Here is an 11,648-nt window from a genome sequence, read left to right on the forward strand (position 1 = left end):
CCGGGCACGACCCCGGCCGGACGGTTCAGCCGGCGGTCTGGGTCTCGGCGCGGCGCAGGAGTTCGAGGGTGCGGCGCATGCCCGCCTCGTTCCCCAGCGTCCGGTAGAGCTCCCGGGCCTCCTCCAGGTCCGGTACGGCAAGCGCCCCGCCCCCCGAGTCGAGTCGTGCCTCACCCAGGTAGGTGAGGCTCCGCGCCTTCCACCACCGGTCGTCGAGCGCCTCGAAGGCCTCGACCGCCCGCCGCAGCGCGGTGAAGGCCTCCTCCCATCGCTGGAGCCGGGCCAGCGCGCGGCCGGTGGACAGGGTGGTCCTGGCGACTCCCCAGGAGTCGCCGAGCGCGGTGAGCATCGCCTCGGCCTCCTGGACGAAGGCGAGCTCCTGGAGCCGGTTGTCCGGGTTGCCCACGCCGCCGGCGGCGCGCAGGCAGCGGGCCTCCTCCCAGTCCTCGCCCCGGCGGCGGAACATCTCGGCGGCCCGGTCGAGGTTGAACCCGGCCAGGGCGAACAGCTCGCGCGCGGCGTGCCCGGCGCCTTCCCGGTTGAGGGCGCGGGCCTGGGCGCCGAGCACCTCGCCGTAGGCGCGCAGGGTCTGCGCCTCGGAGTAGCGGTTGCCCTCGCTCTCGAACACCCGCAGCGCGTCCTCCAGCAGTTCGCGCGCCTCGTCGTAGCGCCGCTGCGCCAGCCGCAGTTCGGCGAGGTTGCGCCGGGTGCGGGCGGTCCACCAGGGGTCCTCGGCGGTCTGGAAGGAGGCGATGGCGTCCAGCAGGTGGACCTGGGCCCGGTCGAGGTGCCCGTCGTTGAACAGCGCCATCCCGACGGTCCGCATCGCGCGGGCGGCCCACCAGCGTTCGCCGAGCTCCTCGAAGATCTCCAGGGCCTCCTCGGCGCAGGCGCGGGCCCGGTCGTGCGCGCCGAAGCCGCCGAGCGCGGCGGACTGGTCGAGCAGGGAGATGGCCAGGGCGCGCCGGTCGCCGGTCTTCTCGGCGGCCTCGCAGGCGATCTCGGCGACCTCGCGCCAGTCGACCCAGTAGGCCCGCATCGAGTGGCACAGCGAGTTGAAGGCGCGGGCCAGCCCCCAGGCGTGGTCCCAGAGCTTGAGGTCGCGGGCCAGGGTGACCATCGCGACCACGCTGAGCCGTTCGGCGTTGAGCCAGGCGGCGGCGCGGGCCTGGCCGAGGCCGTCGGAGCGGCGGCCGGTGCGGCCCCAGTCCTGCGGCCAGCGGTCCTGGGCGGCCTCCTCGGCGCGGCGGCGGTAGCCGTACACGACCCGTTCGACGGCGGGGCGCAGCCGGTCGTCGTCGGTGGCGAGCTCCTGGGCGAAGACGCGGACGAGGTCGTGCAGCCGGTAGCGGAGCGCGCCGGTCTGGTCGGTGCCGGAGGACTCGGCGAGCTGGGTGTCGATGAGGGCTTCGAGCTGGTCGGCGCCGTCGAGCTCGGAGACGTCGAGGAGCTCGCCGGCGACCCAGCCGGGCACGTCGGGGGCGGTGAGCCCGGACAGCAGGCGCAGCAGGCGGCGCTGGATGCCGGTGCAGTCGTCGTAGCTGAGCTGGACCGAGGCGCGCACGCTCTTGTCGATGGAGCCGGGCAGTTCGAGCTGGTCGAGGCGGCGGCGGGCGTCGCGCAGCCGGTCGGCGAGCTGGCGCAGGCTCCAGGCGGGCCGGGTGGCCAGGCGGGCGCCGCAGATGCCGATGGCCAGCGGCAGGTGGTCGCAGAGCTGGACGATCTCCTTGGCCGCGGGCAGGTCGTCGGCGACGCGGGCGCCGCCGGCCAGCCGGGCCAGGAGCTCGACGCCCTGGGCCTCGCTGAAGACCGAGAGCTGGGTGTCGAAGGCGTTCATCAGGAAGAGCGGCTGGCGCGAGGTGACGATGACCGCGCAGCCAGCCTCGGCGGGGATGAGCGTGCGGACCTGGTCGCCGTCGCGGGCGTTGTCGAGGCCGATGAGGATGCGCTTGCCCTTGGTCCAGGTGCGCCAGAGCTTGCGCAGGTCCTCCGTGCCGCCGGGGTCGGTGGTGAGGCGGACGCCGAGGGCGCGCAGGAAGCCGGTCAGCACCTCCTCGGGCCGGATCGGCGAGTCGGCGGCGCCGCGCAGGTCGGCGTAGAGGCGGCCGTCGGGGAACCAGTCGGCGATCTCCTGGCCGAAGCGCGCCATCAGCGCGGACTTGCCGACGCCGCCCCTGCCGTACACCGAGACGACCAGCGGGGTGACCCGGCGGCCGTGCTCGTCGAAGACGCGGTGCAGCTCGGCGAGGGCCTCGCGGCGGCCGGTGAAGTGTTCGGGGCCGGGCGGCCACTGCTCGGGGGCGGGCAGCGCGGCGGGCTCCCCGGCGTCGCTCTCGACGGCCCGCTGGCCGGTGGTCGCCCAGGTGGTGAGGCCGACCAGGAGGGCGGCGGCGAGGGTCACGCCGATCTTGGCGCCGACCGGGATGTCCCATTCGAGGGAGGCGGCCAGGATGCTCGCCGCGCCGGCGGCCGCCCCCGCGGCCAGTGGTGCGGCCAGCCGTACGCGCCGGCGGGCCGGCTTCCGTTTCCCCGTGGCGGCCGGTAAGGGTCCCGTCATCGCTCCTTTTCCCGGCGGCTCCCCCGCGGGACCGCCTGAGTGAGTCCGACTCCATTCTGCCCCGAGGGCCCGGAGAAGAGGGCCCGGAGAACGCCCGCGTTACTTGGCCTCCACGGCGTAGCGGACGGCCTGCTCGATGGAGAGCGCGAAGCCGTCCATGTAGGCGGTGGCGAAGGCGCTGCCGCCCATGACCGCGCGGACTTCGCGTTCGGTCCGCTTGCGCATGACTTCGAGCTGCGCCACCGAGGTGCGCAGGCCGTAGGTGTGCTCGGCGAGCGCCACGATGCCCAGCAGCCGGGCCGCCCGTTCGGCCTGGCCGAGCTGGGCGGCGCAGCCGGCGAGGGTGCCGAGGGTGAAGGTCATCCCGAGGGTGTCGAACAGGTGGTGCTTGACCCACAGGGTGCCTCGCGCGCACTCGTCGGCCCCGGCCGGGTTGCCCCGGTCGAGTTCGATGAGGGCGCGGATCCAGTCGCCGTAGGAGTCGAGCCAGATCTCGCCGTGCTCGGCGCTGATCCGCCGCTGCCGGGCCAGGACGGCCAGGGCCTCCTCGGGCCGGCCCAGCTCGTGGTGGAGGTAGGCCTGGCCGATCAGCGCGTAGGCCAGGCCCGCGCCGCGGTCGCCGCCGTCGGTGTGCAGGGCCTCGGCCCGCTCGTAGAGGGCGAAGGCCTCTTGGATGCGGCCGAGGTAGATGGCGGTGATCGCGCAGCAGGCGGTGGACCAGCCGGCCGCGGCGCGGTCGCCGGAGGCCAGCGCGCGGGTGAGGCACTCGGTGGCCAGGTCGTCGGCCTCGTCGAGGTCGCCCTGGAAGTTGGCCAGCCAGGCGCCGGCCCACAGCGCGCGGTGCAGCGAGGGCGCGGGCCCGCCGTGGCCGGCGGCGCTCAGGGCGCGGGCCAGGTGGTGGCGGCCCTCGGCGGCGTAGCCGCAGGCCTGCCAGAGGTAGCCGAGCCGGGCCACCAGGTCGAGGCCGAGGTCCTGCTCGGCGGTCTGGGTCAGGCACAGGTCGATGGCGCTGCGCAGGTTGGGCAGGTCGCGGCGCATGCGCCGGCACCAGGCGAGCTGGTTGGGCCCGAACCACTCGTCGTCGAACTGCCGGGCCAGGCCGAGGTAGAAGTCGCGGTGGTTGAGCCGCATCAGCCCGTCCTCGCCCAGCCGGCGCGACCACTCGGCGCCGTAGTCGCGCAGGGTGTCGAGCATGCCGAAGCGGCCTTCGGGCAGCCGGGTCAGGATCGACTTGTCGGCCAGGCTGTTGAGCAGCCCGGCGATGCCCGCGGCGGGCAGGCTGGCGTCGCCGCAGACGGTCTGGGCGGCCTCCACGTCGAACTCGCCGGCGAAGACCGACAGCCGGGCCCACAGCAGCCGTTCGAGCGGCTCGCACAGCTCGTGGCTCCAGCCGATCGCGGTGAGCAGGGTCTGGTGCCTGGCGGGCTCGCCGGCGCCGCCGAGCAGCACGTGGAAGCGGTCGTCGAGGCGCTCGACGATCTCGGTGGGCGACAGGGTGCGCAGCCGTACCGCGGCCAGTTCGATGGCCAGCGGGATGCCTTCGAGGCGGGTCACCAGCAGGGCGGCGTCGGCGGAGTCGCCGTGGCCGGGTGCGCGGGCGTCCAGCAGGGCCAGGGCGTCGGCGGCGGGCAGCGGGTCGACCGGGTAGCGGCGCTCGCCGGGCACGCCGAGCGGGACGCGGCTGGTGGCCAGGACCGACAGGCCGGGAGCGGCCCGCAGCAGCTCGGCGATCAGGTCGGCGCACGCCTGGGCGAGGTGCTCGCAGGTGTCGAGGACGAGCAGGAGGGTGCGCTCGCGCAGGTGCTCGGCCAGGAGCTCGCGCTGGTCGCGGACGCGCGGCTCGCTGACCCTGAGCGCGGCGACGACGGTGTGCGCGATCAGGTGCGGGTCGGTGAGCGCGGACAGCTCGACCAGCCAGGCCCCGTCGGGGAAGCGCGCGTGCATGAGCCGGGCGACGCGTAAGGCCAGCCGGGTCTTGCCCACGCCGCCGACGCCGGTCAGCGTGACCAGCCGCGACTCGCGCAGCAGGCGGACGAGCTGGAGGCTCTCCCGATGCCTGCCGACGAAGCTCGTCGGTTCGGCAGGGAGCGTGCCGGGGTGCCTGCCGGGGATGGTCACACCTCATGCTAGGGGGTGGAAATGGGGTACGGCTGGCGCCAGCCGTACCCCATCTTGTACTGGTTACAGACCTATTGCGGTACAGGTCGCGGTCATCGTCTTGGTCGGGTCGCTCTCCGAGGTGGCGGTCAGCGTGACCTTGGCCAGCCGGCTGCCGCCGTCGGCGCGGACGGCGTTGACGGTGACCAGTTCGTGGGCCCGGTTGTCCACGGCGGCCAGGGCGTTGGGGAGCTGGACCGTCCAGCCGCGCCCGTCGACCTTGGCCGAGAGCCGGTAGACGTCGCCGCCCAGGTAGGCGGTCACGTCCTCGGGGTGGGCCGCCTGGGTGGCGGCGCTCCGGCCGGTGTTGAACAGCGGGAAGGTGCAGCGCGAGACGCCCTTGCCGGCGGGGATGCCGGCGGCCGGGAGCAGCCGCAGGCCGCGCCGGTGCGGCCCCGCGCCGTCCAGGGAGCGGACGGCGACGGTGTAGCTGAGCACGCCCTGGCGGTCGCGGTGCACGTCGGTGATGTAGAAGTGCAGGCGGTTGGCCTCGTCCACGTACTCGTACTCGCTGCCCGAGTCGGTGCCGGCGTGGAAGAGCGCGTCGGAGAGCTGCCGGTAGTCGCCGATGGTGATCGGCACGGCGGTGCCGTCCGGCAGGACGTAGTCGGTCATCTGGATGTCCTGCGGGTTGGCGTCGATCACCCACTCGAACGGCGCGGAGTCGCGGTTCTTGGTCTTGGCCAGGAGCACGCCGGCGTCGGGGGTGAAGGAGTCGGTGCCCATCCGGTCGACGACCTCGACGGTGTAGTTCTCGTAGCCGCCGCCGTCGCACATCGGGTCCTCCTGCCAGCGGCAGGACGGCGACTTGTCGAGGCCGTCGAAGGCGACGTTGATGCCGGCCAGCCCGTTCTCCCCCGGCTGTACGGCTCGCGCCGTCACCCGGGCGGTGACCAGGCCGGACTCGTCCAGGGCCTCACGGGAGAGCCGCAACACGTGCTTCTCGTCCACCAGGCCGAGCTTGATCTTGTTGCGGAGCATGTGCTGGGCGCCCATGGAGCCGCCGCCGGTGGGCGGGATGAGCCACCGGCTGTGCGGGCCGCCGGGCCCGTTGAAGCTGCCGCGGCTGAGCATCTCCCAGATGCCGGTGTAGGCCCGCCGCACCGGGTTGGCGTAGGGATTGTTGTAGTTGTCGAGCACGCCGAGGATGTGGCTGAGCTCGTGCGCGTAGACGCCCATGCCGGAGGACTCGGCCTGGACGGAGTCGACGCCGATCTGGGCGTTGGGCCAGAAGGTGGAGCCGGCCTGCCAGGAGGTCCAGGGCACGTACCGGGTGCGGACCCAGTTCGGCAGCGCCGGGTCGGGCGGTCCCCACTCGTCCGGGACGTCGTCCTGGGTCGGGAACTTCATCATCCCGAACTCCTGCCAGGTGGACGACTCGTCCTGGCCGGCGCTGAGGTAGAAGATGAAGTCGTACTTGGCCGCCTCCTCGGCGCCGATCGCGCCGACCCACAGCGCGTTGCCCTCGGTGCGGAGGTTCTTGGTGCAGGTGTCGCCGGCCGGGCAGCCGGTGCCGCCCTGCATCTCCATGGCGTACTCGTGGTCCTTGCCGGACATCTGGTAGGGGCCGAACCCGGTCAGCTCGACGCCGATGCGCCCGCCGGAGTCCTCCATCCAGTACTCGTGGATGGTGTGCCCGCGGTTGAGCGCGCTGGGGGTGTTGAGGAAGTCCTGGTAGAACTTCGCCACCTGCTCACGCGGGACGTCGTGCGCTTCGGCGCTCGGGTTGCGGAAGATCGTCGAGCCCTTGGGCTGGGTCACGACGAACGGCTGGTTGGGGTAGTCGAGAAGGACGAGCGCGCCCTTGAAGGTGCGCACCGAGCCCTTCACGGCGGGGTCGGCCCAGTTCGTGCCCGGGATCTTCTTGTAGTCCGCCCACGTCATGTGGTCGGGGTTCTCCCAGTTCTGCGGGTCGATGGGCTCGAGGTCGGCAGTGGGACGCCCGCGTTTGGCGGTGTCGCCGTCCTGCTGCCAGGGCTGGGTCTGGGGCCAGTGGTTCTGGCGCCACGGATGCTCCGGGTCCGGATCTGCGGAAGCGGGGGTGGCTGTCAGGCATAACGGGATCGCGACCAATCCCGCCAGGAGCGCCGTCAGCGGCTTCTTCGGCCTTGTCACGACTTCTGACGCTATAGAGCGGATTGTCGGAGATCAACGGGCGAAATCCGCCCGTTCTTTCTCGCCTGTCACCGGTCTTCCCCGGTTTAATGCCCAGAAGGGAAGAAGCACGGGAGATCGAATGCCGACCGGACAGGCCCTGAGCACGCGCTTACCCGTCGTGCTGCACTCCGCCCCCCTGGTCGCGCCGATGGAGTCGGAGCCCGTGCGCGGCGGCGCGGTGGCGGTGCGCGGCGACCGGGTGCTGCGGGTCGGCCCGCGCCGGGAGCTGCTGAGCCGCTACGAGGTCGCCGAGGAGATCCACTGGCGGGGCCTGATCGTGCCGGGCCTGGTCGACGCCTTCGCGACGGCCCCGGTCACCGGGGTCACCACCCGGGCCGGCCTCTCCGGGCCGGACCTGCGTTACCTGGACGTACGGTGCCCGTCCGAGCAGGCGTGGGAGGAGCACGAGCGCGACGCCCTGATCACCGCGATCCGCGAGGCCGAGCAGCCGGTCGGCGTGGCCGCCCACTCCCCCGACCCGGCCGTGCAGGAGGACCTGGCGATCCTGGCCCGCACCTTCGGCCTGCGGCTGCTGGCCGACCTGGAGCGCCACCCGCTGGAGACGCTCGACGACGCCGGCATCCTCGGCCCGCACTGCCACGTGGCCTGCTCCGGGCGACTCGGGCCGGGCGAGCGCAAGCTCCTGCGGCTGCGCCGCGTGGTGCCCGCCTTCCACGGCGGCGGCGACCCGCTCCCGTTGTTCGACGACGGCGAGCCCGTCGCCCTGTCCCTGCCGCTGGCCGGCACGCTGCGCCGGGCCCGGCCGACCCAGACCGGGCGCCTGGTCGAGGCGCTCACCCTGGTGCCGGCGCGGGCGCTCGGGCTCGGCCACGGGCCGGGCCGCGTCGGCTCACTCGGCCCCGGCAGCCGGGCGGATCTGGCCGTCTTCGACGCCCGCGGCCGCCACCCGTACTCCGCGCTGCTCGACCAAGCGCCCTGTCTGGGCACCGTGCGCGGCGGACTGGCCGGAGCCGGAACGTTGCCTGGGGACCTGGTACCGGGGAAGCGGCGCCGCGGACCCCGGGACGTGCGCGGGCCCGACGGGATGCACCGCGAAGCGGAAGCGGGCGGGGCGGATCCGCGCCGGTAGCGGGTCGCCCAGGTGCTGGTCGAGCAGTTCCCAGCCGCGCCGGCGCAACAGCTCCGCCAGCGCCACCTCGCCGAGTTCGAGCAGCTCGTCGTCGTAGAAGGCCGGTGCGCCGGGCAGGCTCAGCCCCTCCAGCAGGCATTGCCGGACGAACGGGGTCTCTCCGCCGGCCGCGATCTCGCGGGCGGCGCGCACGCTGTCATGCGGCCGGCAGGCCAGCAGAGCCAGCGCCCGCACCACGGCTCCGCCCAGCTCCGAGCCGAGGGCACCGGCGAACTGCCGCGCGGTGATCAGTCCCTCGGACGGGAAGGCACGCAGCGTCTCGCGCACCTGCTCAGGTCGTGGTCTAACCGTCACGTCTCCCATATACGTCATATCCACATCTCCCCCATCCGTCCGGCCCCCTACCCACACCACGGGAGCCACACGCTTGGGGTAAGAGCAGTCTGCCCCTAGGCTCAGCTTCGTGCTCAACACCCGGTATGCCCGCTACGGCATGGTTTGCAGCGTGGACCACCTCGCCTCCGCGGCGGGCGTGCGCGCGCTGGACCTCGGTGGCAGCGCCGCCGACGCCGCCATCGCCACCAACGCCGTGCTCTCCGTCACCGCGCCGCACATGTGCGGGATGGGCGGCGACCTGTTCGCCCTCGTCCACCCGGGCGCTCCAGGCGGCACGGTCACCGCGCTCAACGCCTCCGGCCGCGCCGGCTCCGGCGCCGACCCCGAACGGCTGCGCGCCGAGGGCCACGAGCGGATGCCGCACCTGCGCGACATCCGCTCGGTCCCGGTGCCCGGATGCGTGGACGGCTGGCTGGCCCTGCACGCCCGCTACGGCCGCGTGCCCTTCGCCGACCTGATCGAGCCCGCCGTACGGCTGGCCGCCGAGGGCTTTCCCGCCTCGCCCCTGCTGGCCCCCTCCGGCCAGCTCGTCGGCGGCGACTTCGCCCAGATGAAGGCGGCCGGCGACCTGGTCCGGCGGCCCGGCGTGGCCCGCACCCTGGAGGCGATCGCCCGCGAGGGCCGCGACGGCTTCTACGGCGGCGAGTTCGGCGAGGGCCTGCTGGAGCTCGGCGCCGGCGAGTACGCCCCGGAGGACCTGGGCAAGCCGCTGGCCGACTGGGTGGAGCCGTGGTCGGTGCGGGCCTTCGGGCACGACGTCTGGTCGATGCCGCCCAACTCCCAGGGCTACCTGCTGCTGCTCGCGCTCGGCGTGGTCGACGGCCTGGAACTGCCCGGCTCGCCGGACGACACGCTCTTCGCCCACCTGCTGGCCGAGGCCTCCCGCGTCGCCGGGTACGACCGGCCCGCGCTGCTGCACGAGCACGCCACGAACCTGGTCACCGAGGCCGAGATCGCCCGCCGCCGCGCCCTGGTCGACCCGGCCGCCCGCGGCGCGCTGCCCGGCCTGACCGCGGCGGGCGACACCACCTACCTGTGCGCGGTGGACGGCGACGGCATGGGCGTCTCGCTCATCCAGTCCAACGCCTCCGGCTTCGGCAGCCACCTGTGGGAGCCGCGCACCGGGATCAACCTGCACAACCGCGGCATCGGCTTCTCCCTGCTGCCCGGCCACGCGGCCGAGTACGCGCCGGGCCGCCGCCCGCCGCACACGCTCACCCCGGCGCTGATCACCCGGCCGGACGGCTCGATGCGCTCGGTCGTGGGCACCATGGGCGGCGACGCGCAGCCGCAGATCCTGCTGCAGATCATCACCAGGCTGCTGAAGTACGGCCAGGACCCGGGCACGGCCGTGGCCGCGCCGCGCTGGCGGCTGGGCTCGACGACCGGCTTCGACACCTGGAACTCCCCCGAGTCGACCGTGGTCGAACTGGAGGCGGGCGCGCCGTGGGCGGACGGGCTGAGCTCGCTCGGCCATCCCGTCTCGGCTCTGCCGTACGGGTCCTCCTTCGGGCACGCGCATCTCATCGACGTGCTGGGGAGCGGCGCCCAGGCGGGTGCGGCCGACCCTCGTTCGCTGGTGGGAGCGGCTCTGGGACGGTAGGCCCACGCTTGGAGGCGGACCTCGTGGGTAGCGCTGCCCCCATGGCAACCGACGTCATCACCCTGATCACCAGTGACCACCGCAAAGTCGAGGCGCTCTTCGAGCGGCTCAAGACCAACAAGGGCGACCGCGCGGCCGACGTGGCCGAACTGGCCGCGCTGTTGACCGCGCACGCCCGCGCCGAGGAGGACCGGGTCTACGACTCGGTCTCCGACAAGAAGGCCCACCACGGCGTGGAGGAGCACAAGGAGGCCGAGGTCCTGCTCGACACGCTCAAGAAGACCGACCCGGCGAGCCCCGAGTTCGACGGACGGCTGGCCGAGCTGATCGAGGCCGTGACGCACCACGTCGAGGAGGAGGAGAGCGAGATCCTCCCCGCGCTGGCCAAGAGCATGAGCAAGGAAGGTCTGGAGCGGCTCGGCAAGGCGTTCAAGGAGCGCGAGGAGGAGGAACTGCTCGCGCTGCGCGGGCACGCGGCGGCGCCGACCAAGGAGGAGCTCTACGAGCAGGCCAAGGAGCAGGACCTGCCCGGCCGCTCGCAGATGACCAAGGAAGAGTTGGCCAAGGCTCTCGGCGAGTCCAAGTAGCGGGAGACCAGCCGATCTCTGGGTACGGAGCGCGTATGACCAAGAATCCGGACGACCCGTTCGACACCGACGACGATCAGGAGCTGGAGTACGCCGAGTGGAACACCGACCTCGGCCGCGACCACACGATCGAGCAGGTGGACGACGGGCAGCGTGACTCGCTCGCCGAGCGGCTCGACCAGGAGCTGCCCGACGGACCCTCCAGGGTGCCGCGCGAGGGGCACCGGCTCACCGACCCCGACGAGGGGCTCGGGCCCGACGTGGAGCCGGAGCTGGTGGGCGAGGACTGGGGGGCCGAGGCCGGGGATGACCTGTCCGCCGAGGAACGGGCCATCCACATCGAGAAGGAACGCTGAGGGCGGGGCCTCGACCGAGCGCGAGCCCTCCACTGAGCGCGAGCCCTCGACCGAGCGCGAGCTCTCAGCCGAGCGCGCCCCGTCAGCCGAGCTCGCGAGCCAGGCCCGGGAGGCCGGCCAGTCCGTCCAGGACCAGGTCGGCCTCGGCCGCCTCCGGCCGCTCGGCGTGCAGGAAGCCCCACGGCCCGCGCCGCAGGAGCGCCGTGCGCATCCCGGCCGCGCGCGCGGGCCGTACGTCGTTGTCGAGCCGGTCGCCCACGTAGAGGATCTCGCCGGGCGTCACCCCCGCGACCGCCGCCACCTTGGCGAAGAACTCCGGCGCCGGCTTGGCCACGCCCCAGCCGTCGGAGGTGTGCACCGAGTCCACCGGCAGCTCCATGAGCCGCAGCGCCTCGAACGCCTCCACCGGCTGGTTGCCGGCGATGATCACCTGGAAGCCGGCCGCGCGCAGGGCGGCCAGGCCCTCCCGCACGTCCGGGTAGAGGTCGTCGGCGTCGAAGTTGTTGCGCAGCCCCTCCGGGTCGTCGGCCTTCCACGCCTCGATCTCGGCCTCGACGTCGAGCCCCGGCCGCACCACCTCGAAGGCGTCGCGGTGCGAGCGCCCCAGGGCCGCCATGCCGCCGAGCACGCCCTGGAAGGTGAGCCTGGTGACGCCGAGCCGGTCGGCCCAGCGGGACCAGATGCGCGTCTCGTCGATCAGGGTCTCGCCGACGTCGAACACCACAGCTTTGATCATTCTGGCCGT

The 11,648-nt window shown here is 73.5% G+C and carries 8 protein-coding genes; 4 read left to right on the forward strand and 4 right to left on the reverse strand.

Features of this window, described 5'->3' with window-relative positions; all coding sequences use genetic code 11:
- Positions 1–25: 25 nt before the first annotated feature.
- From ACIBG7_RS28290 to ACIBG7_RS28300, 3 genes are all read right to left on the reverse strand, one after another.
- Positions 26–2,557: an ATP-binding protein gene (locus tag ACIBG7_RS28290; RefSeq protein WP_397338205.1), complete on the reverse strand. Its 2,532-nt coding sequence runs from the start codon at positions 2,555–2,557 to the stop codon at positions 26–28.
- A gap of 99 nt (positions 2,558–2,656) precedes the next feature.
- Positions 2,657–4,675, reverse strand: a complete 2,019-nt coding sequence (locus ACIBG7_RS28295) for an ATP-binding protein (RefSeq protein ID WP_397338206.1) — start codon at positions 4,673–4,675, stop codon at positions 2,657–2,659.
- A 63-nt stretch (positions 4,676–4,738) separates the two neighbouring features.
- Entirely contained in the window at positions 4,739–6,829 is a 2,091-nt protein-coding gene (locus ACIBG7_RS28300; RefSeq protein ID WP_357921593.1) for a M6 family metalloprotease domain-containing protein, read from the reverse strand.
- A 121-nt stretch (positions 6,830–6,950) separates the two neighbouring features.
- Here ACIBG7_RS28300 and ACIBG7_RS28305 point away from each other — a divergent pair, with 121 nt between their 5' ends.
- From ACIBG7_RS28305 to ACIBG7_RS28320, 4 genes are all read left to right on the forward strand, one after another.
- The gene (locus ACIBG7_RS28305; protein ID WP_397338207.1) at positions 6,951–7,961 is read left to right on the forward strand and encodes an imidazolonepropionase-like domain-containing protein; all 1,011 of its coding nucleotides are present in this window, start codon (positions 6,951–6,953) and stop codon (positions 7,959–7,961) included.
- A 463-nt stretch (positions 7,962–8,424) separates the two neighbouring features.
- Positions 8,425–9,960, forward strand: coding sequence for a gamma-glutamyltransferase family protein (locus ACIBG7_RS28310; protein WP_397338208.1), 1,536 nt, complete (start codon positions 8,425–8,427; stop codon positions 9,958–9,960).
- 41 nt (positions 9,961–10,001) lie between these two features.
- Complete coding sequence (locus ACIBG7_RS28315) at positions 10,002–10,547, forward strand: hemerythrin domain-containing protein (protein ID WP_357921601.1); 546 nt, start codon at positions 10,002–10,004, stop codon at positions 10,545–10,547.
- Positions 10,548–10,582: 35 nt separating this feature from the next.
- On the forward strand, positions 10,583–10,903 hold the full coding sequence (locus ACIBG7_RS28320; RefSeq protein WP_357921603.1) for a DUF5709 domain-containing protein: 321 nt from the start codon (positions 10,583–10,585) through the stop codon (positions 10,901–10,903).
- 82 nt (positions 10,904–10,985) lie between these two features.
- On the opposite strand, the gene ACIBG7_RS28325 is transcribed toward ACIBG7_RS28320, so the two are convergent.
- The gene (locus ACIBG7_RS28325) at positions 10,986–11,639 is read right to left on the reverse strand and encodes an HAD family hydrolase (RefSeq protein WP_397338209.1); all 654 of its coding nucleotides are present in this window, start codon (positions 11,637–11,639) and stop codon (positions 10,986–10,988) included.
- Positions 11,640–11,648: the final 9 nt, after the last annotated feature.

It is taken from the genome of Nonomuraea sp. NPDC050328 (genome assembly GCF_044459405.1).
Classification (GTDB): Bacteria; Actinomycetota; Actinomycetes; order Streptosporangiales; family Streptosporangiaceae; genus Nonomuraea.

Coding starts and splice junctions, on each gene's coding strand:
- ACIBG7_RS28320 (WP_357921603.1), top strand. CDS start 10,583: ATGACCAAGAATCCGGACGACCCGTTCGACACCGACGACGATCAGGAG.
- ACIBG7_RS28315 (WP_357921601.1), top strand. CDS start 10,002: ATGGCAACCGACGTCATCACCCTGATCACCAGTGACCACCGCAAAGTC.
- ACIBG7_RS28290 (WP_397338205.1), bottom strand. CDS start 2,557: ATGACGGGACCCTTACCGGCCGCCACGGGGAAACGGAAGCCGGCCCGC.
- ACIBG7_RS28305 (WP_397338207.1), top strand. CDS start 6,951: ATGCCGACCGGACAGGCCCTGAGCACGCGCTTACCCGTCGTGCTGCAC.
- ACIBG7_RS28325 (WP_397338209.1), bottom strand. CDS start 11,639: ATGATCAAAGCTGTGGTGTTCGACGTCGGCGAGACCCTGATCGACGAG.